Origin of the sequence: Celeribacter sp. (genome assembly GCF_048266405.1) — a bacterium.
In the GTDB taxonomy this organism is placed as follows: Bacteria; Pseudomonadota; Alphaproteobacteria; order Rhodobacterales; family Rhodobacteraceae; genus Celeribacter.
Window position 1 is genome coordinate 680,981 of sequence record NZ_JBLWZO010000001.1, and the last position, 25,697, is coordinate 706,677.

A 25,697-nucleotide genomic window follows, 5' to 3' on the forward strand; every position below is an offset into this window, starting at 1 on the left:
GCAGCATATCTTTGCAGTTGCAGCATTAACTGTCGGAAAACTATGCGATTTTACGCTCAAAGCGCCTTGATGTGCGTCTTGGGGTTGATTTGCACTGGCACCCGCCCCCATTTGTGCTCTAAACGAACCTATCACCTCTTTAAGGGGGCAAAAACAGGCAGGGACGATCAGAACGGATGCAAGACGGAAGCGAAAGTGACAGTCGAAAGCTTCTCGGTCGCCTGCGTGATACGCTGGCTGAAGATACGGGAAGCCAAGAACGCCTCGATCATATTACCCACCTGATTGCGGATAGCATGGGCACCGAAGTGTGCTCCATTTACCTGTTTCGTGATAGCGATACCTTGGAGCTTTGCGCCACTGAAGGCCTCAAAGCGGAAGCCGTCCACCAGACCCGTATGCGCGTAGGCGAAGGGCTCGTCGGCCGCGTGGCCCGCTCCAAACGTACCATCAACACCGCAGATGCCCCCTCTGAGCGCGGCTTTCGCTATATGCCTGAAACAGGTGAGGAAATTTACTCTTCCTTCCTCGGATTGCCGATCCAACGCCTCGGCGAAACACTTGGCGTCTTGGTGGTCCAATCCAAACAGGCCCGCCAGTTTTCCGGCGACGAGGTTTACGCCCTCGAAGTGGTCGCAATGGTCTTGGCCGAAATGAATGAACTCGGCGCGTTTGTCGGTGAAGATTCCGCCTTTAGCGTGCATACTCAACCCGTCATGTTCCGAGGCACAACAGGCCAAGAGGGCGTGGCGGAAGGCAATGTCTATCTCCACGAACCGCGAGTCGTCGTCACCAATCCCGTGGCAGATGATCCCGAAGTCGAAACCAAACGCCTCACGGAAGCTGTAGATACGCTGCGCATTTCCGTGGATGAAATGCTCTCGCATCTGGGGCCAAAGGACAAAGACCAACGCGAAGTCTTGGAAACCTACCGCATGTTTGCCAACTCGCGCGGATGGATGCGCCGTATGGAGGCTGACATCACCCGTGGCCTCTCTGCCGAAGCCGCCGTCGAGAAAGAGCAATCGGTGGCGCGCACGCGTCTGTCCTCCTCGTCCGACCCCTATATGCGCGAACGGCTGCATGACCTTGACGACCTGTCCAACCGCCTGTTGCGGATTTTGACGGGACAAGGCCACGAGACAGGTGCCGAGATGCCCGAAAACGCGGTTCTCATTGCGCGCAATATCGGACCTGGGGAGCTGCTGGACTACGGCAAGAACCTACGCGGCATTGTGTTGGAGCATGGCTCCGTGGGCAGTCACGCCGCTGTAGTGGCCCGTGCATGGGCAATCCCGCTTGTGATCCACGCCGACCGCATCACCACTCAGGCGCTCAATGGCGATCATATCCTCATCGACGGCGATCAAGGGATCGTGCATCTGCGCCCCGAAGACAACGTTGCCCGCGCCTTTCGCGAGAAAATCGCGATGCAGGCACAGGCCGTGGAACGCTATGTCGGCCTCGTCGATCTGCCCGCCACCACCACCTGTGGAAAGCGCATCGGGCTGCACATGAACGCCGGATTGATGGCCGACCTGCCCTCACTGACCTCCTCAGGTGCCGAGGGTGTGGGACTGTTTCGCACCGAGCTTCAATTCCTGATCCGCAACAAAGTACCGCGTCGGGGTGAACTGGCCTCCATTTACGGGCGCGTCATGGATGCCGCCCGCGGCAAACGTGTCGCCTTTCGCACCCTTGATATCGGCTCGGACAAAGTGCTGCCGTATATGAAGCCGCAAGACGAGCCGAACCCCGCAATGGGGTGGCGTGCAATTCGTGTGGGCCTCGACAAACGCGGCGTGATGCGGATGCAGTTGCAAGCCCTCATTCGCGCCTGTGCAGGACGTCCCTTGTCCATCATGTTCCCGTTTGTGGCACAGTTCGAAGAGTTCCGCGCCGCCAAGGCCATGTTGGACGCCGAGCTGGCGAACGAAAAACGCTTGGGCCATGTGCTGCCCTCAGACGTTGAAGTGGGCGCGATGTTGGAAACCCCGTCGCTCGCCTTCGCGCCCGATCAGTTCTTCAAAGAAACCGATTTCATCTCCATCGGCGGCAATGATCTCAAACAGTTCTTCTTTGCCGCAGACCGTGAAAACGAACGGGTGCGCCGCCGGTATGATACCCTGAACGTGTCGTTCTTGACCTTTATCCGTCAAATCGTTGAGCGCTGTAACACCCACGGCACACCCGTATCTTTTTGTGGTGAGGATGCAGGCCGGCCCGTCGAGGCCGTGGCCTTTGCCGCAATGGGGGTGCGCACCTTGTCGATGCGCCCCGCCTCTATCGGTCCAGTCAAATCCGTGCTGCGCAAGGTCAATCTCGATGAGGTGGTCGCCCTTGTAGACGCCGCCGCAGAGCGAGGCGATCAATCCGTCCGCTCGGCAATTGTGGGCTATCTGTCGGACAATGGCATCGCGGTCTAAGCCGCGCTACAGCGCCTTATAGGCCACGGCCAATCGTTGCTTGAGCACCTCATAGGGCTCGGCGGAATCTTCGGCCATACGCATCATGCCAAAGGTCACATGCGCCATGTCCTGATAATAGGCTGTATAGGCGTAGTTTGTTGCAGCCCCCGCAACGGCCCCTAGAACAGGCACGGTTTGCGTGGCAAGTTTTTGCCCCAAAACAATTGAGAACCGCGGCGCGACTTTGGCGATAATCCCGTTCAATGTGGCTCCGGTCAGCGTGGTTCGCGCTGCCAGAAATCCCAGATCAGCACCATCATCATCGGCCAGTGGCCCCGCTGCGGCAAAGGTCTGGATACAGGCTTTGCGCACATCATCGCGCGCGGGATCAAACCCGTATTCTTCCGCGACACCTTGGATGGTGTGCAACAGCACGGTTGTGGTCACTGGCAATTCAGCCAAAGCCGTGGGCAATCCCCCTGCCCCACCAACGGCACCCAAGGCCGATGACATTGCACGGCTCAGCCATCCGCCACCGGTATAGCCATTGGCCCGCGTGCGCGACGCGCCGTCAAAGGCCAACTCCAGCGCCGAGAGCGTGGCGCTTTCCAACCCACCGCGCACGGGTTTGGGCAGCTTGCCAAACAACCCGTCTGCTGTACCGCCCACGAGATTTAGGACCTGCATTCCTGGGTTATTGGCCCGTTTGAGTTTGCGCGCCAGATCGGCAATCGCCGCCTCTGTCGGAGCGTGCAAAACGATATTGTCGCCATCGGTGAGTGCGGGTGCTTTGTGTGTCATAGCATCAATGTGGGGATGCACGGTGCATTTGCCAAGGCAAACAGGTCTAAATCGCCTTTTCGACCTCACCCGTCACACCGTCCCAAGCCCCCTCAATCAAGGAATACCCCAAGACACGGTCGGGGTTGGTTGGCGGAGGCATCACAACTCCGTCGAGCCGCTCGAAACCAAAGCGTGAATAATAGGGCGCATCGCCCACCAAAAGCACGCGTTCCCATCCAAGATTGGCCGCCCGTTCAAGACTGTCGGTCATCAATAGCCCGCCTAGGCCCTCGCCCTGCCGCGTCGGGTGGACCGCAATCGGCCCGAGCAAAAGTGCCCTCGCGCCCTGAGCGCCGATACGGACAGGCCAGTAGCGGATCGCTGCGGCAAGAACCTCGCCCTCGTCTCGCGCAACAATGCACAAATCGGTCACACGTTGGACCCCGTGGCGCAAACGATAAGAGGACAGCAGCTCACGCCCTGGTGCGAAACAGGTGTCGTAAAGGTATTCCACCTCCCAATAATCATCCGCCGTTTCGACGTCGACCCGATACACCGCGTGCTCCCTGCCTCTGCCCGCAGTGCGTCCCTTATGTCGCAGCGAGTCCAGTTTGTTCTCGAAATTTTGCTAACATGGGACTAAGGGAGGGGCAACGCACCTTTATGACTGACGCCCGCCCTCCGAGAAAGACGCAAGATGTTTTACCGCCCCGCAGACGGCCACGGCCTGCCCCACAATCCGTTCAATGCGATTGTATCGCCGCGCCCTATCGGGTGGATTTCAACGCGCTCAGCTGATGGCCACGACAATCTCGCGCCCTATTCGTTCTTTAACGCCGTGGCTTATGAGCCACCCCAAGTCATGTTCGCCTCGACTTCTCGCAAGGATACGCTGACCAATATCGAACAAACGGGCGTCTTTTGCGTCAATATCGTCGGTGCCGAGGCTGCACATGTGATGAACCTGTCCTCCGCCGCTCTCGCGCACCACGAGGACGAATTTGCCCATTCAGGGGCCGTGCGCGCGGACTGCGGCGAGATCGCCTGTGCGCGTGTAGCCAACGCCCCTGCGTCGCTTGAATGCAAACTCACACAGGTGGTGCGCCTGGCGGGGGCGGATAATTACGCGATATTCGGCGAAGTGGTCGGTATCCACATGCGCGACGACTGTGTGGTGGACGGCCGCTTTGATGTCGTCAAAGCACGGATGCTGTCACGCTTGGGCTACCGCGATTACGCCGAGGTCAAAGAGGTGTTCGAACTCGTGCGCCCGAACGACTGACGGGACAGGACCGTAACGCATAAGAAAAGGCCCCTCCGAACGGAAGGGCCTTTCTCATATCACTTATCGCAGCGCTCTAGTGACCCGCGCCCAAGATACCGGTGCGGACCTGGTAATCCGTGGCGATTTCGTAATCGGGATCATCGTCGCTATCGACCATCAGGTGGCCCGCTTTATTGAGCAATCTGTGGCAGTCGTGGCTGAGGTGACGCAGTTGGATCGTTTTGCCTGCGGCCTCGTATTTGAGGGCCACAGCCTCGATCGCCGTCAGCGCCGATTGGTCAGCCACACGGCTGTCTGCGAAATCAATAATGACCACGGACGGATCAGAGGCAGGGTCAAACAACTCTTGGAACCCTTCGGCAGAGCCAAAGAACAATGGGCCTTGGATCTGGTAGACTTTCGCGCCTTCTGGGGTCTCGTAGCGTTTCGCATGAATGCGTGAGGCGTTTTGCCATGCGTAGGCCAAGGCCGAGACGATCACCCCTACGACCACCGCGATAGCAAGGTCTTCGAGCACGGTAACAACGGTCACGAGAACGATCACGAATGCATCGGTGCGGGGAACCTTGCGCATCACGTTAAACGAGTTCCATGCGAATGTGCCGATCACCACCATGAACATCACACCAACCAAAGCGGCGAGCGGGATTTGTTCAATTAGCGGCGAGGCCACCATGATGAAGGCCAACAGGAACAGGGCCGCCGCGATACCGGAGATACGCGTGCGCCCGCCCGATTTCACGTTGATCATCGACTGACCGATCATCGCACAACCGCCCATGCCACCAAAGAAGCCTGTGGCCACGTTAGCAGCCCCTTGAGCGATACACTCTTGGGACACGCCACCGCGCTCGCCCTTGATTTCGCCCACGAGGTTCAGGGTCAAAAGGCTCTCAATGAGGCCAATCGCAGCAAGGATCAACGCGTAGGGGAAGATGATTTCCATCACGTGTTGGAACTGTGCAAAGCTGTCAAACATTGGAACGGCGGGAATGTGGAACTGTGGCAAGCCACCTTTAATCGCGGCCATATCGCCTACGCGCGGCACGGGCAGATCAAAGGCGATCACAACAATCGCTGTGACCAAAATCCCCGCAAGCGGCGCGGGAATGATGTTGGTCACTTTGGGCAGGAAATGCACAACCGCCATCGTCAGACCGACCAAAACGAGCATGATCATCAATGGGCCGCCCGTCATAAATGTGTCCGAGCCCGGCTGTTTGAACTGCGTCATCTGGGCGAGGAAGATCACAATCGCCAGACCGTTCACAAAGCCGAGCATCACGGGATGCGGCACCAATCGGATGAATTTACCCAGACGAAACACGCCCGCAAGGATTTGCAGAATGCCCATCAGCACGACGGTGGCAAAGAGGTATTCAACCCCATGCTCGGCCACGAGCGCCACCATGACAACGGCCAAAGCCCCCGTCGCGCCCGAGATCATTCCGGGACGCCCGCCAAAAATGGCGGTGATCAAACCGACCATAAAGGCCGCGTAAAGGCCCACCAGCGGGTGAACCCCCGCGACAAAGGCAAAGGCCACAGCTTCAGGGACAAGAGCCAAGGCCACAGTCAGGCCTGACAAAACTTCGGTTTTTAATTGTGTCGGTGTCAATTTGGTGCTGCCACCAGAAATGGACATGTTCTTCGCAAAAGATGCGAGTGCCGATTGAATCACGGGAGTTCCCCAATTTTTTGGATATGTGCGTTTGGGCGCGTTCTATACAGTGTTAGCGCCAAAAGCAAAGGGGAGCGCACAACAAAATGGCATAAGGGGGCATGCAACAATGATAACATCACTTGGTGCGCAGGTCAGGCTGCACCACGGCGTTTACCCTTGCGCACCGCGCCACAGCGCCGCACAATTGGCACACATTCCACAAGAACGAGGCACAGATGGAACGAATGATTGGCGTGATGGGCGGCTCGGGCGTCTATGAAATCGACGGGCTTGAAGACGGCAAATGGGTGCATGTTGAAACACCGTGGGGTGATCCCTCCGACGCGATCTTTACCGGCACCTTGGATGGCGTCAAAATGGCGTTTCTACCACGTCACGGGCGCGGGCATATCCACACCCCGACCTCTGTGCCCTACCGCGCCAACATCGACGCGCTCAAGCGCCTTGGCGTGACGGATCTGTTGTCCGTCTCCGCCGTGGGATCATTTCGCGACGAACTTGCCCCCGGTGATTTTGTCATCGTCGACCAATTCATCGACCGCACCGTGAATCGCGACAAAACTTTCTTCGACACGGGCCTCGTCGCCCATGTCTCGCTCGCGCACCCCACCTGTGCCCGCCTGTCGGGTCTGGCCTATGAGGCTGCGCGTCAAACCGGTGTGACGGTTCACATGGGGGGGACATATCTGGCGATGGAAGGCCCGCAATTCTCGTCCATTGCAGAAAGCCGCATGTACCGCGAAGGTTGGGGCGCGGATGTGATTGGCATGACCAATATGCCCGAGGCCAAACTCGCCCGCGAAGCCGAAATGTGCTACGCCTCTGTGGCGATGGTGACGGATTACGACAGTTGGCACCCTGAACACGGTGAGGTCGATATCAACGCGATCATCGCCACGCTCGTCGCTAACACGGCTCATGCAAAAAGCCTCGTCGCCGCCCTGCCCGCGCTATTGACCTCCGCCTACGCACCGTGTGCCCACGGATGTGACCGCGCTTTGGAATATGCGATCATGACCGCCCCCGAAAAACGCGATCCCGCCATTGTTGCCAAACTCGACGCCGTCGCCGGACGGATGCTTGCGTTGTGAACGCACAGACCACGAATTCTAAGGACCCTCAGATGAAAACCGTCAAAGACTACATTCGCACAATTGTTGATTTTCCCCACGAAGGGATCATGTTTCGCGATGTGACAACCTTGTTTGCCGATCCTCGCGGCATGCGTTTGGCAATTGACCAGATGCTTGACCCGTTTGTGGGCAAACAGATCGATAAGGTCGTAGGCCTTGAGGCCCGCGGGTTCATCCTTGGTGGCGCGATTGCCCACCAACTGTCCGTGGGCTTCGTTCCCGTGCGCAAAAAGGGCAAGCTGCCGGGCAAGGTGATCTCCGAGGCCTATACCCTCGAATATGGGGAAGCCGTTGTGGAAATCCACGACGACGCCATCAAAGCGGGCGAGAAAATCCTCATCGTGGATGACCTTCTGGCCACGGGTGGCACCGCCAAAGCTGGGATCAAATTGATCGAACGTCTGGGCGGCGAGATTGTGGGAACAACCTTCATCGTTGACCTGCCCGAGCTTGGCGGGCGCAAGGTTCTGGAAGATTTAGGTTATTCCGTTCACGCTCTTTGCGATTTCGAAGGCACGTGAACACTTTGGTAAAGATTTACCTCGTAAGCATGAGCCGTTCCTTGGGGGCAAGGAACGTTGCTTGCACCCGATGTGAAAACATCAATTTCTAAATTGCGCCCTGATCGCCCCCCCCCGATCAGGGCGTAAACTTTTTCGGGGTGTGCCACACCATCGGAGCGCGTCGCGTCAATCACGCACCCGCAACACCGCACCGGGGTTCATGATGCCATTGGGGTCCAACACATCCTTGATCGCACGCATCGCGGCCAGTTTTACGGGATCTTGATAACGCTCCAGATCCTCGACCTTGAGCCGCCCGACACCGTGTTCGGCGCTCACCGATCCGTCATACTCGTAGACCAAATCATGGACCGTCTTTTTGACCTGCGCCCGAATGCTCTCATAGGCCTCCCGCGTCTGCCCTTTGGCAGGGAAGACGTTGTAATGCAGGTTGCCATCTCCCAAGTGGCCAAAGCAATTCACGCGGATATCGCCCAACGCTTTCAGCCGCGCGATCCCGTCTGGGATGAACGCAGGGATGCGCGACAATGGCACGGAAATATCGTGGCTCGAAATCGACCCGATCCGCTTGTTTCCCTCAGGGATACGCTCGCGCACCGCCCAAAATTCGGCTCGCTGCGCCGCACTCGACGAAATCACACCATCGCTGACCAGGCCCGCGTCATACGCAGCCTCGAACAGCGCCCCAAGCGCCTCTTGCGGCTCCCCCTGCCCCGACAGACCAAGGTCGATCAACACGCACCACTCGGGGCGCTCCGCAAAGGGTTGGCGCACTTCGGGCAAAGTCTCGGTCAGAAAATCCAGTCCAACACCCGAGATGAGCTCAAAGGCAGAAATGCCCTCTCCGATCATATCCCGCGCTAAGGACAGTAGGTCCAACGCCGCTTGCGGGTCCGTCACCGCCATAAAGGCCGCGGCCTCCTGTTTGGGACGCGGATACAGGCGCAATGCGGCGGCAGTGATGATGCCAAGCGTCCCTTCAGAGCCGATCATCAGGTTCTTGAGATCATAGCCCGTGTTGTCTTTGCGCAGCCGTTTCAGCCCATGCCAAATCTCGCCTGAGGGCATCACCACCTCAAGGCCCAAACATAAGTCCCGCGCATTGCCATAGCGCAGCACATTCAGCCCGCCCGCATTGGTGCCCAGATTGCCGCCGATCCGACACGCCCCTTCGGCAGCAAGCGACAAGGGAAAGAGACGGTCCTCGGCCTCGGCAGCCGCCTGCACATTGGCCAAAATCGCGCCTGCCTCGACCACAATCACATTCTCGGTCGGATACACACCCCGCACGGCGCTCATGCGCTCCAGCGAAATGGCTATCGGCTCAGGTCCGTCATAGGCCACTTGACCTAGAACCAACCCCGTCCCGCCCCCAAGCGGGACAACACCGACTCCCTCTGCGTTACACATACGCACGATTGTGGCGACCTGCTCCACCGTGCGCGGCCGCGCGACCAAGGCCGCGCGCCCCTCATGACGCCCACGCGGATCGTCCAATTCACCCGCCTGACGCGGACGAAACGTCCCCTCGGGCAAAGCCGCAGTCAGTTGAGCCAAAAAGTCTGGAGTTGGGGCATGGGTCATCGGGTGGGGTCTTTCATTCAAAAAGGCAGGCACTATGCCATCGACAATTTGCACTGTTCACACGCAAAAAGACAATCCAACGCTACACGATCATACCTCCTGTCGAGATTAGGCCAGACCAACCTCGGTGCGTCCGCGACGATCGCTACGCAGGGCCGAGTAAAGCACATGATTGCGCCAGCGGTTGTTGATTTGCAAATAGGCCTGCGCGACGCCTTCATATTTGAAGCCCGCCTTCTCAAGCACCCCGCGCGAGGCGACGTTTTCGGGCAGACATGCGGCCTCGATGCGGCTGAGGTCCAATTTGGCAAAGGCGTAATGCGTCACCGCCTCAATAGCCTCACGCATATAGCCCTCACGGGCATAAGGCGCACCGACCCAATAGCCGATGGTTCCAGATTGCGCAGGGCCGCGGCGGATGTTGTCGAGCGTAATCGCACCGAGCAAGGCGTTGTCGGCGCGGCGGATCAGGAACACAGGCAATCCAGTATCCGATTTCACCGCGCGTTCCGCCCAATAGACACGATTGGAAAAGGCCTTGCGCGACAGATGGTCATCGGCCCATTTCGGCTCCCACGGCTGCAAGAATTCGCGGCTCATATCGCGCAACTGTGCCCAATTCCGAAAGTCGCTATGTTGTGGCAACCGAAGCGTCATACGCTCCGTTTCTATGCGGACTTTGGGCTTTCGCGTGAGCATCAAGCAGCAAACCTGTCTTGCAGCGCCTCCAAGGAGGGCGTTTGATCAATCGGACCGTAAAGCGCCATGGCCGCTCGTCCCTGCCCCATAGAGGCGAGGAAATTGCGAGCCTTCTCCACACTCACATCATCAATGCGAGCAACGGTTTCGGACAGTTCGGGCACACGGTTCCATATGCCGATCATGCGCGCGTTGCGCTCGGCGCGGCTTGAGGGGCTTTCCAAGCCCATCAACAGACCAGCCTTGATCTGAGCGCGGGCGCGGTCTACCTCGTCGGCTCTCATCTCATTGGCGGCACGTTTGATCTCGTCGATGGTCAGCTCGGCCAGATCTTTGATCTCGTCGCCCGATGTTCCTGCGTAGATCGTGGTCAGGCCGGTATCAAAGTAGGCGCCCGACTGGGCGTAGATTGTATAGCACAGGCCGCGCTGTTCGCGGATGGTTTGAAACAGGCGCGACGACATTCCACCGCCCAAGGCCGTTGCGGCTGTCTGGGCGACATAAATGTCCTCATCGCGGTAGCCCGGACCTTCAAACGCGAGTGTAAAATGCGCTTGTTCGAGGTCTTTGGACCGGCGTACTTCGCCGCCACGGAAGACAGCATTGTCGGCCAAATCGTTCCCGCGTTTAGGCAGCCCGCCAAAAATCGCCTCGGCTTCGCGCACGAGCGTGTCATGATCCACCGCTCCCGCTGCCGACAGAACCATGCGCTCGGGGCAATAATGCTCGGCAACAAATCCTGCGAGGTCTTCGCGCGAAAACGCATTCACCCGCTCGGTGGGGCCCAAAATGGTGCGCCCGAGCGGCTGCGCCGGATAGGCCGCCTCTTGTAGCCAATCAAAAATCACATCGTCAGGTGTATCAAGAGACTGACCGATCTCTTGCAAAATCACACCGCGTTCCACCTCCAACTCGCGTGGATCGAACACGGGGTTCATCAAGATGTCTCCAATCACGTCGAGCGCCAAAGACACGTCGTCTTTCAGCACGCGGGCATAATAGGCGGTAGCCTCGCGCGAGGTATAGGCGTTCAGATAGCCCCCGACATTTTCAAGCACCTCTGCGATCTCCAGAGGCGAGCGCCGCTTGGTCCCTTTAAAGGCCATATGTTCGAGAAAATGCGCAATGCCGTTCTGCTCGATCCGTTCATGGCGGCCGCCAGCCAAAACCCACACGCCGATTGAGGCGCTTTCCATCCCGGGCATATGTTCAGTGGCGATCCGAAAACCGTTGGACAGAGTGTGGATTTGGACGGTCAAGCGATACGCTCCTTCACCAACGCTTTGAGCGCGGCTAAATCATTAGGGACAACGGTGAAGCGTTCGTCTTTGCCAAACAAATCCCCCATCCGTTCGGGCAAATCGGGGTGGATGCCACAGGCGTCCTCAACAGCGGAGGGGAACTTTGCGGGATGCGCCGTAGAGAGAGAAATCATTGGCACATCAGACAGATGTGCCTCGGCCACCTTCACCGCGACAGCGGTGTGTGGGCAGAGCACCTCACCCGTGCGGGTGTGGAATGCCTTGATCGTGGCGGAGGTTTCTTCCTCGGAGACCCGACCAGAGCCGAACAGATCGCGCAAACGGTCCATCGCCCCTTGGGAGATTTTAAACTCACCCGATTTAAATTCATCCATCAACTGCGCAATGGCAGCGCCTTCGCGATCATAGACATCAAACAAAGCCCGCTCGAAGTTGGAGCTAACTTGGATATCCATCGACGGGGAAATTGACGGAGTGACGCCTTGCTTGGTGCAGGCCCCTGTTTCCATCGTGCGGTGAAGAATGTCGTTCTGGTTGGTCGCGATCACCAGTTTGTCAATGGGAAGCCCCATACGCTTGGCGATATAGCCCGCGAAGATATCCCCAAAATTGCCCGTTGGCACGGTAAAGGACACAGAGCGATGCGGCGCGCCGAGCGACACGGCAGAGGTAAAATAGTATACCACCTGCGCCAGAACCCGCGCCCAGTTGATCGAATTGACAGCGGCAAGTTTCACGCCGTCGCGGAACTCATGGTCGGCAAACATCTCTTTGAGCGCCGCCTGACAGTCATCGAAGTCACCCTCGACAGCGAGCGCATGGACGTTGTCCTCGGTCGGCGTGGTCATCTGACGGCGTTGCACATCAGAGACGCGACCATGCGGGAATAGGATAAAAACATCGACGTTGTGCAGCCCCTTGAAGGCCTCAATCGCCGCCGAGCCCGTATCACCCGAGGTCGCGCCGACAATGGTCACGCGTTCCCCGCGACGCTCAAGCGCGGCTTGGAACAGCTGACCGATGAGTTGCATTGCGAAATCCTTGAACGCCAAGGTCGGACCATGAAACAGCTCAAGCAGGAAATGGTTCGGGCCGAGTTGAACAAGCGGCGCACGGGCGTCGTGTCCAAATGTGGCGTAGGCTTTGGCGATGATCTCTTTGAACTCGGAATCGGTGAAGGTCTCACCGATAAAGGGCTTCATCACGCGAAACGCGATCTCTTCGTAGGATTGCCCCGCAAAGGCCGCGATCTCATCCGCCGACAGTGTCGGGATGGTCGCAGGCACATAGAGCCCGCCATCAGAGGCCAGCCCCGTGAGCATGGCATCTTCAAACGACAGTTCGGGCGCTTGGCCGCGTGTGGAGATATATTTCATCGCTCGTCTTTCCCTTGTTAGGGCCGTTTCACCGCGCAGAGTTATCCGCGTTTGGTCCTCATACGCCACAGCAGCAGGCTTGTCATCCCGAACCAAACAGCAGCGAACAAAAACCATTGCACCATGTAGCTAAAGTGATTGTTGGGAATGGAGGCGACACTGGCGGGCATCGGCAAAATTCCCACCCCTGTCGTCTCCCGCGCTACGATCAGGATCGGCTCAGTTCCAAGAGCCTCGGCCATTTTCACCACGTCACGCGCGTACCAATAGTTCGCCTCAAGATCATCCTCGGGGATAAAACGATCCCGCTCATCGGGCCATTGCAGATTGCCGATCACCTCCACCGTGCCTTTGGGGCGCGTGGCTGATTTGGCAGCGGTCGGAACATAACCGCGATCCACCATCACGGTGCGGCCGGTGTCGGTCGTCAGTGGCGCGATAATGCGAAACCCCGCGCCATAGTCACGCGAGGAAACCAACACATGAAGCTCGGCATCGCCGAATGTGCCGCGCACGGTCACGGGAAGGTAGGCATCACGCAACGGATCGGGCTGCTCGGGCAGCGCAACAGGCGCGTCGTGGATCATCGCTTCGATCTGGGCAATCACCGCCGCTTTTTGCGGGATACGTCTCATCTGCCAAATGCCAAGTGAGATCAGGATACTCAGGCCAATCAGCCCGAAGACCAGTGTTGTGACAAAGCCGCGGCGCATGGGACTCTCCAAAAGCAAAGGGCGCAGGGATAACCTCCCCGCGCCCTTCTAATCCGTATTGATTACAGGCGAAACCTCTCAGAGCTTATTGGCCCCAGATGTAGACCGCAACGAAGAGGAAGAGCCAGACAACGTCCACGAAGTGCCAGTACCAAGCAGCAGCCTCGAAACCGATGTGATCTTCGGGTGTGAAGTGGCCGCGTTGCGCACGGAACAGGCAGATCAACAAGAAGATGGTGCCGATGATCACGTGAGCACCGTGGAAGCCCGTCGCCATGAAAAAGGAGCCGTAGAAGAACTCGCCGCCAAAGGACCAGCCTTCATGCACAAGAAGTTCGTAATATTCGTAGGCTTGGAACAGGGTGAACACAGCACCGAACAGAACGCCACCTGCGAGACCGGCAACGATGTCCTTGCGGATATTGCCGTGAACAAGCGCGTGGTGCGCCCATGTGACCATTGCGCCGGAACACAACAAAAGCAGCGTGTTAATCAGCGGCAAGTGGAAGGCGTCGACAGGAATGATCTCTGGCTTGACGTATTCTGTGCCTGCGTATTCGTACATCGGATACAAAGCGTTTTTGAAAAACGCCCAGAACCAAGCAGCAAAGAACATCACTTCGGACATGATAAACATGATGAAGCCGTAGCGCAGACCGATACGAACCACTGGGGTGTGATCGCCCGCTTGGTTTTCCAGAATGGTATCACGCCACCAGCTCCACATCACGTAGAGCACACCAACAAAGCCGATCAAAAAGATGAACGGATTGTCGTTGGCCATCCACTGAACAGCGCCGAACAGCATGACAAATGCTGCAACTGCGCCAAGCAGTGGCCACGGCGACGGCGGCAAAATGTGATAGTCGTGGTTCTTTTCGTGCGCCATTGGTGCGTCCCTCTCCCTTGAGATGGTCCCTGATCGGGTTAGTTGAGACCTGTCGATTCGACCTTGTCACTCTCAAGAGCGGCGTAGTCTTCCGGCAGATCTGTTTCGTAGAATGTATAGGACAGCGTAATACGATGCACGAATTTTGCATCTCTGTCCGTGGTGATTTCGGGGTCGACATAGAAAGTCACAGGCATCAGCACGCGCTCTCCGGGTTGCAAAATTTGCTCGGTAAAGCAAAAGCAGTCGATTTTGGTGAAAAATCCGCCCGCCTCAAAGGGGGCGACATTGTATGTAGCAGTCCCTGCAACCGGACGGTCGGAGGTGTTTATGGCCTCGTAAAACGCCAAGCCCGTCTCGCCGATGCGTAGCTCCATCTCGCGTTCGACGGGGCGGAACTCCCACGGGAAACCGCGATCAATAGACGCGTCGAAACGGATTTTGATGGTCTCGTCGAGAATCACATCAGAACCGGCATCGGCCACCGCAGTTTCGCCGCCAAAGCCCGTGACCTTGCAGAACCACGAATAGAACGGAACGGATGCCCATGCGAGCCCGCCCATCATGACGACAACACCAACAAGGATGAGAGCCGTCTTTTTCGGATTTGCGGCAGACATTACTGGTTCACCCCTTGTTGCGCAGGCCCGACGCCAGGCATCAAGGCCTCGTTTTGGGCGGTCAGTTTAACAACGGTCAACCCCATCACCAAAACGACGAACAGACCAAGCACGATCCCGAGCCCGACATTGCGAGACTTGCGGTTCTCGTGAACTTTATGAAGGTGAGCAATGGCCATTAGAATGGGCCTCCAATACCGAAACCGAGGAGCGCTTTGTCCACCATCAGGGCTGTAAAATGTAAGAACAGATAGGCGAGAGACAGTTTAAAGACGAACTTCTCGACTTTATAGTTGTCGGCCTCGGCCTGCACCTCGTCACGGCGGTAGATGTCCCATGCGCCCTTGAGGAATGCAGCGTTCATCACCACGGCAACCACCAGATAGGTCCATCCAGCAAGTGGCGTAAGGAACAAGGCAAAAGCCGTCATCACCAGTGCAACGGTGTAGACAAGGATATGGGCACGGGTCGCGCGTCTACCGTGTGTCACGGTGAGCATCGGCACCTTGGCCTTGTCATAATCCGAATTCATAAATAGCGCCAAAGCCCAGAAATGCGGTGGCGTCCACATGAAGGTCAGCATGAACATCAGCGTTGAGGCAAGGGTGATGTCCCCTGTGACCGCCGCCCAACCGATCATCGGAGGGAAGGCCCCTGCGGCACCGCCGATGACGATGTTCTGTGGTGTCGAGCGTTTAAGCCACATGGTGTAAACCACGGCGTAAAAGAAGATGGTGAAAGCCAAAAGACCCGCCGCGACCCAATTGGACGCAAGGCCCAACATCACAACGGAAAACCCCGATAGCGTCAAACCAATGGCGAGCGCCTCACCGGGCTGAACCTTGCCTGCGGGAATGGGACGTTTGGATGTGCGTTTCATCACGCGGTCGATGTCGGCATCGTACCACATGTTCAACGCGCCCGATGCGCCGCCACCAATAGCGATGCACAGGATCGAGAAGAAAGCGACAAAGGGATGGATATGACCGGGGGCCACGTACAGGCCCGCAAGCGCTGTAAACACGACCAACGACATAACACGCGGCTTGAGCAAGGCGAAGAAATCGCCAAAGCCCGCCTCGCGGTCGTCGTCAAAATTGATGGTCGCGTCAGTCATCGCGCTCTTTCTATCCTTCGTGCTGCCACCCCGTCGTGGGCTGAGCCTCTGGTCAGGGGCAGCAATATGTGCGTGGGCTAGTTTGTGCGAGAGGGGCGACCACGCCGCCCGCTCTCAAATATCGTCGCGTTACTTAGTCGGCGGACGCGAGACGGATCGTCTGTGGACCCGTGTCCAGCGCCGCATATTCGTCTTTCGCACCCGCAAGCCATGCTTCGTAATCCTCTTCGGACACGACTTTCACAGTGATTGGCATATAGGCGTGGTCCTTGCCGCACAGCTCGGAACACTGGCCAAAGAAGGTGCCTGTTTTCTCGGCCTTGAACCAAAGCTCGGCCACACGGCCCGGAACGGCATCCTGTTTCACGCCGAAGGCTGGGATGGTCCACGAGTGGATCACGTCAGATCCGGTTACGCCCATAACGATGGTCTTGCCAACGGGCACAACAACCTGAGTATCGGTGGCCAAGAGGAACTGGTCAGCGGTGTAGCCGGCATCAACCAGTGCTTGCTCGATCTCAGGGGTGCGTGTGTAATCACCGCCCGTTGCGGGCTGACCAATCATGTAGCTGTCGAAACCGAAGCCTTCGTCCACATACTCGTAGGTCCAGTACCACTGGTTGCCAGTCACCTTGATATAGATGTCGCCATCGGGAATTTCTTGTTGCTTGAACAGAACGGGCAGCGAATAGGCACCGATCACAACCAACACCAGGATAGGAACGATCGTCCATGCCACCTCAATCGGTGTGTTGTGTGTGAATGTGGAAGGCGTCGGGTTGGTGCGGCGGTTAAAGCGCACAATGACGACCGCAATCAACAAAACAACGAACAGAACAATCACGCCGATGATCCAGTTCAACATGCCGTCGAGCCATTGCAGATCGCGCGCAAGTTCGGTTGCAGGTTCTTGGAAACCGATGCCCCCACTATGCGGAGCGCCGAGAAGCTCGCCTGCGTCTTGAGCAACAGCCGAAACGGCTCCTGTCACGGCAAAAAAGGCGGCCATAAGACCAGAAGTGAGGGATTTAGTGCGCATGTTCTCTTCCCATTTGTGCATTCAGGACTACGTGTCCTGTGTCGCCGCGCCCGTTGGTCGAACGCATTTTCATTTGTGTCTTTGGCACCGAAGGTCATACTAGTCCTTCAACACCCAGCTTTGGGTTCCCGTTTGACCGCTTTTTTTGATCTAGATCAAGCCCTGAGGACCATAATTTTATGTCAGCGAGACGTTTTGCCCCATTCAACGACGCTCTGGACCGCGATGCGGCCCTCAAAACACTGCGCGAAGCAGTAAACGGAGCCGATGACGGCGAGCTTTTCCTTGAAAGACGCACATCGGAAGGCTTGGTTTTCGATGACGGACGGATTCGCAACGCCTCTTATGATGCGAGCGAAGGATTCGGCTTGCGGGCGGTGCGCGGCGAAACGGCGGGCTATGCCCATTCCACCGAAATCTCCGAGTCTGCGATCAAGCGAGCCGCCGAAACGGCACGTCTCGCCGTAGGCCACGGTGGCGGCACTTTGGCCGATGAGCCGCGAGCCACCAACACCAAACTCTATACCGACGACAACCCGTTGGAAGGCACCGCGTTTGATGCCAAGATCGACACACTCGCAGAAATTGACGCCTATTTACGCGACCTTGACCCGCGCGTTGTCCAAGTCACGGCCTCGCTCGCCGCCTCCTACCAAGAGGTCTTTATCCTGCGTCCGGAGGGAGGACTTGTCTCTGACATTCGCCCGATGACGCGCCTGAATGTCTCTGTGATTGTCGAACAGGGTGGACGACGCGAAAGCGGATCGTCGGGCGGTGGCGGACGCACGGGCATCACGGGATTGATGGCTCCCGATCATTGGAAGCCCGTCGCCCGCGAGGCGCTGCGCGTGGCCTGCGTGAATCTGGAAGCGGTTCCCGCACCCGCAGGCGTCATGGATGTGGTTCTTGGACCGGGATGGCCGGGAATCTTGTTGCACGAAGCCGTGGGGCACGGACTTGAGGGCGATTTTAATCGCAAAAAGACCTCGGCCTTCGCGGGCCTGATGGGACAACAAGTCGCAGCCAAAGGCGTGACCGTTTTGGACGATGGCACGATTCCCGACCGTCGCGGGTCGATCACCGTCGATGACGAAGGCACCCCGAGCGGCAAAAACACCCTCATCGAGGACGGCGTGCTTGTCGGTTACATGCAAGACCGCCAGAACGCCCGTCTCATGGGCGTGGCCCCTACAGGCAACGGTCGCCGCGAAAGCTATGCGCATACCCCGATGCCACGCATGACCAACACCTATATGCTTGGCGGCGACACCCCACCCGAAGAGATCGTATCCGACCTCAAGGACGGTATTTACGCCGTGGGCTTTGGCGGCGGTCAGGTCGACATCACCAACGGCAAATTCGTCTTTTCCTGCACCGAAGCCTACCGCGTCGAGAACGGCATTGTCGGTGCGCCCGTCAAAGGCGCAACGCTGATTGGTGACGGGGCCACGGCCCTCAAACAGATTCGCCATATCGGCAATGACATGGCGCTTGATCCGGGCATGGGCAATTGCGGCAAGGCGGGCCAATGGGTGCCTGTGGGCGTGGGGCAGCCGACCCTGATGATCGGCGGTCTCACTGTTGGCGGATCGGCCAAGTAGATCGCTCTATAGCAGTCCGACATAGCTGCTGCGGCTTCCGAACTGGCACCAAGGCGGTTATAGGCACCGCCTTGGCTGCTTCAGCGAAATATATAGCGCCCCGTTTTTCGGTGGGCAGCCAGAGCCGATGGGAACAAAGGACACCCAAAGACAATGCTCCGCACGCTCTCGAAATTCATGCTTTCCAAAACGATTAAGAAATCCCCGTAATTTCAATAAAATGCGAATTTCTTTGTCCGCGGTAACCGCTCATTAACTAATTTGCACGATATTAGGGGGGCAAGAGACGGAGCGAACGGTTTAATTGGATTTCATCCCTTCCCATCACCCCCTCACCCCACCCCACTCTGTGGAAGATTTGACCCCACGTCTCCGCCTCTTGCGATCACGTCGCGTTGGCCCGACGACTTTCCATAAATTGATCAACGAACACGGCTCTGCGACCGCTGCCCTTGAGGCGCTCCCGCATGTCGCCCGTGCCGCAGGTGTATCTGATTACCAGATATGCCCTGAACGTGTGGTCGAGGCCGAGTTGGCCGCAGGGCACAAGTTCGGCGCCACATTGGTGGCCTATGACGATCCCGCCTACCCTGCCTTGCTTACTGATTTGGACGACGCGCCGCCGCTACTGTGGATGAAAGGCGATCTGTCACTGGCCGAACGTCCGATGCTCTCTATCGTCGGGGCCCGTAATGCCTCGTCCTTGGGCCTACGATTTGCCCGCACGCTTGCCGCCGATTTGGGCGAGGAAGGGTTTGGCATTGTGTCGGGTCTGGCTCGTGGCATCGACGCCGCTGCCCATGAGGGCGCATTGGAAAGTGGCACAGTTGCCGTTCTCGCAGGCGGAATCGACAATATCTATCCCAAAGAAAACACCGAGATTTATCATCGGATCGCGGAGACAGGCATTCTGATTTCCGAACAACCGCTCGGCATGAAGCCCTTCGCCCGCCATTTCCCCATGCGCAATCGCATCGTCTCTGGTCTGTCACGCGCCACGATTGTGATCGAGGCAGCCGCCAAATCCGGATCGCTGCTCACCGCCGGCAACGCCCTTGACCAAGGCCGCGAGGTTATGGCCGTGCCGGGGCATCCCTTTGATGGCCGCGCCTCGGGGTGTAATGTGTTGATACGCGACGGGGCAACGTTGATCCGAGGCGCGCGCGATGTGCTCGACGCCTTAGCATCATCCGCGCCCGAGATCACCGCCCACCCCGCGCAACAAATGCAAATGCCGCTATCGCCCCCTAAACCGACGGTTCGTGACCGAAGCGAAACCCGAACTGCGCCACGCGTGACGATCCCGCCATCACCTCCACAAACCCGCAGCCTGTCCGAACATGCAGCCCTTCATGCGGAGATATTGTCGCGCCTGAGCACCACCGCCCTGCCCGAAGATGCTCTCATCCGCGACCTCGATGCGCCCAAGGATCTGGTCAGCGCCGAACTTCTCACCCTTGAGCTATCCGGTCGCATTTCTCGCAAATCGGGAGGCTTGTTGGCCCTTTCCTGACCCGTCCGAAAGAACGGAAAATTATTCTGCCCTAAAGGGCAGGGATGATTTGAGCGTTTTCACCCAATTGACAATCGCCAGTTGCGCAACACATTTTGCGCCTCCATAAGGCGCGAAACGTTATGTAAGAGGACAGAGCATGCCTGTTGTTGTGGTTGAATCTCCGGCAAAAGCCAAAACGATCAATAAATATCTCGGCAAGGACTACACCGTGCTTGCCTCCTACGGACACGTTCGCGACCTGCCCGCCAAGAACGGATCGGTCGACACCGATGCCGATTTCGAGATGACGTGGGAGATCGGCGCAGACAGTCGCAAACACGTCAAAGCCATCGCAGACGCGCTCAAAACCGATGACACTCTCATTCTCGCGACCGACCCCGATCGCGAAGGGGAAGCAATTTCGTGGCACCTTCAAGAGGCGCTGACCAAACGCAGGGCAATCAAGAAATCCACCGCCGTATCCCGCGTCACCTTCAACGCCATCACCGAAAAAGCCGTGACCGAGGCGATGAAAAACCCACGCCAAGTCGACGCGCCACTGGTTGAGGCTTACCTCGCCCGCCGTGCGCTCGACTATCTCGTGGGCTTCAACCTCTCTCCTGTGTTGTGGCGCAAATTGCCAGGCGCACGCTCTGCGGGCCGTGTGCAATCGGTTTGCCTGCGCCTCATCGTCGAGCGTGAGGAAGAGATCGAGGCGTTCAATCCGCAAGAATACTGGACCGTCAAAGCACTGCTTGAAACGCCACGTGGTCAGGCTTTTGAGGCGCGACTGACACATCTTTCGGGCAAGAAGCTCGACAAGTTCGACCTGAAGGACAAACTCGGCGCGGAAATGGCTGTGTCCGCCGTGTCGTCACGAGCGCTGCACGTCGATACGGTAGAAGCCAAACCGGCGACGCGTAACCCCTCCGCGCCCTTTATGACTTCCACCCTGCAACAGGAGGCAAGCCGCAAATTCGGCTTCGGCGCCCGCCAGACCATGAACGCGGCACAGCGACTCTATGAGGCGGGTCTCATCACCTACATGCGAACCGACGGCATCGACATGGCGCCCGAAGCCGTCGCTCAAGCCCGTGACGCGATCAAAAGCCGCTATGGCGAGCAATACGTCCCCAAGTCTCCGCGCATCTACAAAAACAAAGCCAAGAACGCCCAAGAGGCCCACGAATGTGTGCGCCCCACGGATATGTTCGCAGCCCCCGACAAGGTCAATCTGAGCGACGCCGACCAACGCAAGCTCTACGATCTGATCTGGAAACGCACGATTGCGGCCCAGATGGAAAGCGCGAAGATGGAGCGCACAACCGTAGACATCACCTCCGACGACCGCGAAGTGGTGCTGCGCGCCACGGGACAGGTCGTGGTGTTCGACGGTTTCATGGCTGTCTACACCGAAGGCCGCGATGATGTGGACGAGGACGACGAAGGCCGCCTTCCCCAGATCACCCAAGCCGATACGCTCAAACGCATTTCGGGCGGCTTGACCGCACAAGCAGCCGAGAAAACGGTTGTCATGGGGGACAACGACGCGGTGATGGGTCTGCAACACTTTACCAACCCGCCTCCACGCTACACCGAGGCCACATTGGTCAAACGGATGGAAGAGTTGGGCATTGGACGCCCGTCGACCTACGCCTCTGTTCTGTCCACCATTGTGGATCGCGAATACGTCAAAAAAGAAAACAACCGCCTGATTCCAGAGGACAAAGGGCGGATCGTGACGATCTTCCTGATGAACTTCTTCCGCAAATATGTGGGCTATGAGTTCACCGCCGACCTTGAGGCGGAACTCGATGAGGTTTCCGCAGGCGAGCGCGACTATAAAGACGTGTTAGGCCGCTTCTGGCGTGATTTTTCCGCTGCGATTAGCGAGACTTCCGATTTGCGCATCTCCGAAGTGCTCGACAAACTCGACGATGCCCTCGCCCCGCAGCTTTACCCCCCCCGCGAAGATGGCACAGATCCCCGTATCTGTCCCAAATGCGGCCAAGGGAGCCTGCACCTCAAAACCTCTCGCTCAGGGGGCTTTGTCGGCTGTTCCAACTACCCCGAATGCCGCTACACCCGCCCGATCAGTGGCGAAGGCGCGGAAAGCTACGAAAAGGTTCTCGGACAGGACAACGGCGACGACATTTCGCTGCGCTCGGGCCGCTTTGGCCCCTATGTCCAACGCGGTGAAGTCACCGAGGAGAACAAAAAACCGAAACGGGCCTCCCTGCCAAAAGGATGGGCCCCCGAGAGCATCGACCTTGAGAAAGCGCTGACGCTGCTCAACTTGCCACGCGAAATCGGCGAACATCCCGAAGGCGGCGTGATTTCCGCCAACCTTGGCCGCTTTGGCCCGTACGTGATGCACCAACTGCCCGACGAGGAAAAACCCGTCTATGCCAACCTCGCAAGCCCTGATGAGGTATTCGAGATCGGCATGAACCACGCGATGGAATTGATCACGCACAAGCGCGAAAACCCGGGCCGTGGACGCCGCACCGCCAAGGCGCTCAAGGAGTTGGGCGATCACCCCGATGGCGGCGCAATCAATGTCATGGACGGCAAATTCGGCCCCTATGTGAAATGGGAAAAGGTCAATGTGACCTTGCCAAAGGACATCAAGCCCGAAGACATCACTGTCGAACAGGCGCTTGAGCTGATTGCGACCAAGAAGCCCGCGAAGAAGAAAGCCGCGCCAAAGAAAAAGGCGGCGGCAAAGAAACCCGCAGCCAAGAAGAAAGCGCCCGCCAAAAAGCCAGCGGCGGCAAAAGACGCCTAAGCGGACAGGTCAGAACAGAGATCGTATCAAGGGCGCCCAGTGTGGCGCCCTTTTGTCTGACCGCAACCGCGCAGCGCCCATCCTTTCGCAGGTGCAGAATATTGACAGGGCGCATTGCCTTCGCCACTGTTAGCCAACACCATTTGAGAGGAACCCCAAGATGAACAAAGTATATGGCTCCGCCACCGAGGCGCTCGACGGCTTGCTCACCGATGGCATGTTGATCGCGGCGGGCGGATTTGGCCTATGCGGCATCCCCGAGTTGCTCATCGACGCCATTGTTGAAAGCGGCGTCAAGGATCTCACCGTCGCCTCCAACAACGCAGGCGTTGACAGTTTTGGCTTGGGCAAATTGCTCGACACCCGCCAGATCAAAAAGATGATGTCCTCCTACGTAGGCGAGAACGCCGAGTTCATGCGCCAGTACCTGTCTGGTGAGTTGGAATTGGAGTTCAACCCGCAAGGCACATTGGCCGAACGTATGCGCGCAGGTGGCCACGGCATTCCGGGCTTCTACACCAAAACGGGCGTCGGCACGGTCATTGCAGAAGGCAAAGAACACAAGGATTTCAACGGCGAGACCTATATTCTGGAAGAGGGCATTTTTGCCGATATTTCCATTGTGAAGGCGTGGAAAGCCGACGAGACGGGCAACGCGGTTTTCCGCAAAACAGCCCGCAATTTCAACCCGCCTGCGGCCATGTGCGGCAAGGTCTGCATCATGGAGGTTGAGGAAATCGTGCCAACAGGCTCGCTTGATCCCGATTGCATTCATCTGCCCGGCATCTATGTGCATCGCTTGATCCAAGGCGACCACGAAAAGCGCATTGAGCAACGCACAACCCGCCCCGCAGCGTAACGACGGTTCGGCCCGTGGCGTCCCCGTATGATACTCTTGAAGATCGAGCCTTTTGGCGCACGGGCGTTGTGGCGTGCGATCCACATGCGGTGGCGGATCTCTACCGCCCGAAGTTCCCGATCACCAAAGATACGGGAATTATGACGGCTGGATCGTGCTTTGCCCAACATGTCCATCGCACTCTGAAAGACCGCAACTGGAGCGTGATCGACACGGAATCTCCAACAGGCATGTTCAGCCGCGCGGCCCTCAACCGTTTCGGCTACGCAATGTATTCGGCACGCTACGGCAACATCTACACGGTGCGCCAACTGCTGCAACTGCTGCGCGAGGCCTACGGCGATGTTACGCCCGCAAATCCTGTGTGGACCCGTGACGGGCGCTTTTTTGATGCCCAGCGCCCCAATGTCGAACCCGACGGTCTGGACAGCGCCGAGCTTGTGCTAGAGGCTCGTTCCAGTCACCTCAAAGCCATCTGTGCGGCCCTGACCAAGGCCGATGTTTTCGTCTTCACGCTTGGCCTCACAGAGGTGTGGATGCACCGCGACAGCGGCACGGTCTACCCCACCGCACCGGGGACAATCGCAGGCGACTTTGACGCCTCAATCTATACGTTCCACAACTTTACAACCTCCGAAATTCTGGCCGATCTGGCTGCGGTGCGCGAGATATTGCAGGTCATAAACCCGCAGATGAAGATGCTGCTGACAGTCTCTCCTGTGCCTTTGACAGCCACAGCGGCAGGCGGGCATGTGCTTGCGGCATCGACCTATTCCAAGGCCGTGCTACGCGCCGCAGCGGGAGAGTTCAGCGCCACCCATGAGGATGTGGACTATTTCCCGTCTTTTGAAGTCATCACCAATCCCGCCGCGCGCTCATCGTTTTTCAAAGACAACCTGCGCTCTATTGAGGAGGTTGGAGTGGCCTCAGCCATGCGCATGTTCTTTGCCGCCCATGACCCCGATGGGGACACAGATGCACCGCCATCCGCGCCGCCACGCGACGATGACGGCGACGACGATGTGATCTGTGAGGAGGCGCTCATTCGCGCGCGCGTGCCATGAAGGTGCTCATCCTCGGCACGTCCCACACCGTGTGCTTTCGCGAGGCCCTGCCCGACTTGCGAACGGACTTTCCCGACCTTGATCTACGCGTTTTTGGACTACCGGGTGGGAAATTCGCCGCAACGTCCCTTGAAGGCACGGTATTTCGAGCCACAGACGACGCCCATGACGTGGCGATGGAATGGAACGGCGTGACCGAAGTCGACATGGCCCCGTTCGATCATATCCTGATGGTCGGCGAGCGGTTTTCGTTCCAATCCGTGACGCGCATGTTGGCGCTTCATAATGTGTTGGAAGAGCCCTTTCGTGACGACCAGCCGCTCATCAGCACCGCCGCCGCCGAGGCCCTGATAGATGACGCGGTTGCCGCACAGGTCGACGGCATTGCGGCGCGATTTGGCGCGGATGGCCGCATCACACACCTGCCCGCCCCCTACCCGCTCGCCCGCAGTTGGAAACAGGGCGCAGGCCACGAACGCTTCGTCACCTTACTGAGCAATCGCAGCAGCACAGCACGGTGGATGGCTCGGTTTGAGGCGAGTATTGACGTGCATCTTGCCGAAGCGGGCTACGGTTTCATGCCGCAACCCGAAACCACTCGCCACGATGCCTTTCGGTCGCGCAACGCCTTTGCGTGGCCCAACAGCGGACAGGGTGCCGCAGGCAAGCGCGTCGATAACCGCCATCTGAACACCGATTACGCACGCATTGCCTTTGCGGCATACGCGAATGACTTCTTGAACATGCGCCCCCGTGCGGCGCACAATACATAAA

General features: G+C 58.0%; 23 protein-coding genes. 10 read left to right on the forward strand and 13 right to left on the reverse strand.

Annotated features, from left to right (window positions below; all coding sequences use genetic code 11):
* Positions 1 to 176: 176 nt before the first annotated feature.
* Entirely contained in the window at positions 177 to 2,426 is a 2,250-nt protein-coding gene (ptsP, locus tag ACN0TS_RS03495; RefSeq protein ID WP_417257913.1) for a phosphoenolpyruvate--protein phosphotransferase, read from the forward strand.
* A gap of 6 nt (positions 2,427 to 2,432) precedes the next feature.
* On the opposite strand, the gene ACN0TS_RS03500 is transcribed toward ptsP, so the two are convergent.
* The gene (locus ACN0TS_RS03500) at positions 2,433 to 3,209 is read right to left on the reverse strand and encodes an EcsC family protein (RefSeq protein ID WP_417257914.1); all 777 of its coding nucleotides are present in this window, start codon (positions 3,207 to 3,209) and stop codon (positions 2,433 to 2,435) included.
* Positions 3,210 to 3,255: 46 nt separating this feature from the next.
* The gene (locus ACN0TS_RS03505; protein ID WP_417257915.1) at positions 3,256 to 3,747 is read right to left on the reverse strand and encodes a GNAT family N-acetyltransferase; all 492 of its coding nucleotides are present in this window, start codon (positions 3,745 to 3,747) and stop codon (positions 3,256 to 3,258) included.
* Positions 3,748 to 3,888: 141 nt separating this feature from the next.
* Here ACN0TS_RS03505 and ACN0TS_RS03510 point away from each other — a divergent pair, with 141 nt between their 5' ends.
* Complete coding sequence (locus ACN0TS_RS03510; RefSeq protein WP_417257916.1) at positions 3,889 to 4,473, forward strand: flavin reductase family protein; 585 nt, start codon at positions 3,889 to 3,891, stop codon at positions 4,471 to 4,473.
* A 76-nt stretch (positions 4,474 to 4,549) separates the two neighbouring features.
* Here ACN0TS_RS03510 and ACN0TS_RS03515 read toward each other — a convergent pair whose 3' ends face one another.
* Complete coding sequence (locus tag ACN0TS_RS03515; RefSeq protein ID WP_417257917.1) at positions 4,550 to 6,157, reverse strand: SulP family inorganic anion transporter; 1,608 nt, start codon at positions 6,155 to 6,157, stop codon at positions 4,550 to 4,552.
* Between the two features lie 218 nt (positions 6,158 to 6,375).
* Here ACN0TS_RS03515 and ACN0TS_RS03520 point away from each other — a divergent pair, with 218 nt between their 5' ends.
* Positions 6,376 to 7,251: an S-methyl-5'-thioadenosine phosphorylase gene (locus tag ACN0TS_RS03520; protein ID WP_417257918.1), complete on the forward strand. Its 876-nt coding sequence runs from the start codon at positions 6,376 to 6,378 to the stop codon at positions 7,249 to 7,251.
* Between the two features lie 32 nt (positions 7,252 to 7,283).
* The gene (locus tag ACN0TS_RS03525; protein WP_417257919.1) at positions 7,284 to 7,814 is read left to right on the forward strand and encodes an adenine phosphoribosyltransferase; all 531 of its coding nucleotides are present in this window, start codon (positions 7,284 to 7,286) and stop codon (positions 7,812 to 7,814) included.
* A gap of 168 nt (positions 7,815 to 7,982) precedes the next feature.
* Here ACN0TS_RS03525 and ACN0TS_RS03530 read toward each other — a convergent pair whose 3' ends face one another.
* From ACN0TS_RS03530 to coxB, 10 genes are all read right to left on the reverse strand, one after another.
* Positions 7,983 to 9,401 carry an FAD-binding oxidoreductase gene (locus ACN0TS_RS03530; protein WP_417257920.1) on the reverse strand — a complete coding sequence of 473 codons (1,419 nt, stop codon included), beginning with the start codon at positions 9,399 to 9,401 and terminating at the stop codon, positions 7,983 to 7,985.
* Between the two features lie 108 nt (positions 9,402 to 9,509).
* Positions 9,510 to 10,100 carry a GNAT family N-acetyltransferase gene (locus tag ACN0TS_RS03535; protein WP_417257921.1) on the reverse strand — a complete coding sequence of 197 codons (591 nt, stop codon included), beginning with the start codon at positions 10,098 to 10,100 and terminating at the stop codon, positions 9,510 to 9,512.
* On the reverse strand, positions 10,100 to 11,359 hold the full coding sequence (locus ACN0TS_RS03540) for a M16 family metallopeptidase (RefSeq protein WP_417257922.1): 1,260 nt from the start codon (positions 11,357 to 11,359) through the stop codon (positions 10,100 to 10,102). Before ACN0TS_RS03540 ends, ACN0TS_RS03535 begins: the two co-directional genes overlap by 1 nt.
* Entirely contained in the window at positions 11,356 to 12,738 is a 1,383-nt protein-coding gene (thrC, locus tag ACN0TS_RS03545; RefSeq protein WP_417257923.1) for a threonine synthase, read from the reverse strand. The genes ACN0TS_RS03540 and thrC overlap by 4 nt, the downstream gene beginning before the upstream one ends.
* A 41-nt stretch (positions 12,739 to 12,779) precedes the next feature.
* Positions 12,780 to 13,451, reverse strand: coding sequence for an SURF1 family protein (locus ACN0TS_RS03550; RefSeq protein WP_417257924.1), 672 nt, complete (start codon positions 13,449 to 13,451; stop codon positions 12,780 to 12,782).
* An 85-nt stretch (positions 13,452 to 13,536) separates the two neighbouring features.
* Positions 13,537 to 14,340 (reverse strand): cytochrome c oxidase subunit 3, encoded by an 804-nt coding sequence (locus ACN0TS_RS03555; protein WP_417257925.1) that lies wholly within the window; start codon positions 14,338 to 14,340, stop codon positions 13,537 to 13,539.
* A gap of 38 nt (positions 14,341 to 14,378) precedes the next feature.
* Positions 14,379 to 14,960, reverse strand: a complete 582-nt coding sequence (locus ACN0TS_RS03560; RefSeq protein WP_417257926.1) for a cytochrome c oxidase assembly protein — start codon at positions 14,958 to 14,960, stop codon at positions 14,379 to 14,381.
* On the reverse strand, positions 14,960 to 15,139 hold the full coding sequence (locus ACN0TS_RS03565; RefSeq protein ID WP_417257927.1) for a hypothetical protein: 180 nt from the start codon (positions 15,137 to 15,139) through the stop codon (positions 14,960 to 14,962). Before ACN0TS_RS03565 ends, ACN0TS_RS03560 begins: the two co-directional genes overlap by 1 nt.
* Positions 15,139 to 16,077 carry a heme o synthase gene (gene cyoE / locus ACN0TS_RS03570; protein WP_417257928.1) on the reverse strand — a complete coding sequence of 313 codons (939 nt, stop codon included), beginning with the start codon at positions 16,075 to 16,077 and terminating at the stop codon, positions 15,139 to 15,141. Before cyoE ends, ACN0TS_RS03565 begins: the two co-directional genes overlap by 1 nt.
* Before the next feature lie 133 nt (positions 16,078 to 16,210).
* Complete coding sequence (gene coxB, locus ACN0TS_RS03575; protein ID WP_417257929.1) at positions 16,211 to 17,116, reverse strand: cytochrome c oxidase subunit II; 906 nt, start codon at positions 17,114 to 17,116, stop codon at positions 16,211 to 16,213.
* Positions 17,117 to 17,295: 179 nt separating this feature from the next.
* Between coxB and tldD the strand changes: the two genes are divergently transcribed.
* The 6 genes from tldD (at position 17,296) to ACN0TS_RS03605 (ending at position 25,696) form a co-directional block, all read left to right on the forward strand.
* On the forward strand, positions 17,296 to 18,717 hold the full coding sequence (tldD, locus tag ACN0TS_RS03580; protein ID WP_417257930.1) for a metalloprotease TldD: 1,422 nt from the start codon (positions 17,296 to 17,298) through the stop codon (positions 18,715 to 18,717).
* 358 nt (positions 18,718 to 19,075) lie between these two features.
* Positions 19,076 to 20,230 carry a DNA-processing protein DprA gene (gene dprA / locus ACN0TS_RS03585; RefSeq protein ID WP_417257931.1) on the forward strand — a complete coding sequence of 385 codons (1,155 nt, stop codon included), beginning with the start codon at positions 19,076 to 19,078 and terminating at the stop codon, positions 20,228 to 20,230.
* Between the two features lie 139 nt (positions 20,231 to 20,369).
* On the forward strand, positions 20,370 to 23,000 hold the full coding sequence (gene topA, locus ACN0TS_RS03590) for a type I DNA topoisomerase (protein ID WP_417257932.1): 2,631 nt from the start codon (positions 20,370 to 20,372) through the stop codon (positions 22,998 to 23,000).
* A gap of 160 nt (positions 23,001 to 23,160) precedes the next feature.
* Positions 23,161 to 23,859 (forward strand): CoA transferase subunit A, encoded by a 699-nt coding sequence (locus tag ACN0TS_RS03595; RefSeq protein ID WP_417257933.1) that lies wholly within the window; start codon positions 23,161 to 23,163, stop codon positions 23,857 to 23,859.
* A 14-nt stretch (positions 23,860 to 23,873) separates the two neighbouring features.
* Positions 23,874 to 24,923, forward strand: coding sequence for a GSCFA domain-containing protein (locus tag ACN0TS_RS03600; RefSeq protein ID WP_417257934.1), 1,050 nt, complete (start codon positions 23,874 to 23,876; stop codon positions 24,921 to 24,923).
* A complete protein-coding gene (locus tag ACN0TS_RS03605) occupies positions 24,920 to 25,696 on the forward strand; it encodes a hypothetical protein (protein ID WP_417257935.1) in 777 nt (258 codons plus the stop codon). The genes ACN0TS_RS03600 and ACN0TS_RS03605 overlap by 4 nt, the downstream gene beginning before the upstream one ends.
* Position 25,697 lies beyond the last annotated feature (1 nt).

Bases quoted from the DNA above. Each gene is read 5' to 3' on its own strand.
- ACN0TS_RS03535 (WP_417257921.1), bottom strand. From the start codon at position 10,100: ATGCTCACGCGAAAGCCCAAAGTCCGCATAGAAACGGAGCGTATGACG.
- ACN0TS_RS03500 (WP_417257914.1), bottom strand. From the start codon at position 3,209: ATGACACACAAAGCACCCGCACTCACCGATGGCGACAATATCGTTTTG.
- ACN0TS_RS03520 (WP_417257918.1), top strand. From the start codon at position 6,376: ATGGAACGAATGATTGGCGTGATGGGCGGCTCGGGCGTCTATGAAATC.
- ACN0TS_RS03555 (WP_417257925.1), bottom strand. From the start codon at position 14,340: ATGGCGCACGAAAAGAACCACGACTATCACATTTTGCCGCCGTCGCCG.
- ACN0TS_RS03605 (WP_417257935.1), top strand. From the start codon at position 24,920: ATGAAGGTGCTCATCCTCGGCACGTCCCACACCGTGTGCTTTCGCGAG.
- ACN0TS_RS03595 (WP_417257933.1), top strand. From the start codon at position 23,161: ATGAACAAAGTATATGGCTCCGCCACCGAGGCGCTCGACGGCTTGCTC.
- thrC (WP_417257923.1), bottom strand. From the start codon at position 12,738: ATGAAATATATCTCCACACGCGGCCAAGCGCCCGAACTGTCGTTTGAA.
- tldD (WP_417257930.1), top strand. From the start codon at position 17,296: ATGTCAGCGAGACGTTTTGCCCCATTCAACGACGCTCTGGACCGCGAT.
- ACN0TS_RS03525 (WP_417257919.1), top strand. From the start codon at position 7,284: ATGAAAACCGTCAAAGACTACATTCGCACAATTGTTGATTTTCCCCAC.
- ACN0TS_RS03510 (WP_417257916.1), top strand. From the start codon at position 3,889: ATGTTTTACCGCCCCGCAGACGGCCACGGCCTGCCCCACAATCCGTTC.
- ACN0TS_RS03565 (WP_417257927.1), bottom strand. From the start codon at position 15,139: ATGGCCATTGCTCACCTTCATAAAGTTCACGAGAACCGCAAGTCTCGC.
- cyoE (WP_417257928.1), bottom strand. From the start codon at position 16,077: ATGACTGACGCGACCATCAATTTTGACGACGACCGCGAGGCGGGCTTT.
- ACN0TS_RS03550 (WP_417257924.1), bottom strand. From the start codon at position 13,451: ATGCGCCGCGGCTTTGTCACAACACTGGTCTTCGGGCTGATTGGCCTG.
- ptsP (WP_417257913.1), top strand. From the start codon at position 177: ATGCAAGACGGAAGCGAAAGTGACAGTCGAAAGCTTCTCGGTCGCCTG.
- topA (WP_417257932.1), top strand. From the start codon at position 20,370: ATGCCTGTTGTTGTGGTTGAATCTCCGGCAAAAGCCAAAACGATCAAT.
- ACN0TS_RS03530 (WP_417257920.1), bottom strand. From the start codon at position 9,401: ATGACCCATGCCCCAACTCCAGACTTTTTGGCTCAACTGACTGCGGCT.
- ACN0TS_RS03560 (WP_417257926.1), bottom strand. From the start codon at position 14,960: ATGTCTGCCGCAAATCCGAAAAAGACGGCTCTCATCCTTGTTGGTGTT.
- coxB (WP_417257929.1), bottom strand. From the start codon at position 17,116: ATGCGCACTAAATCCCTCACTTCTGGTCTTATGGCCGCCTTTTTTGCC.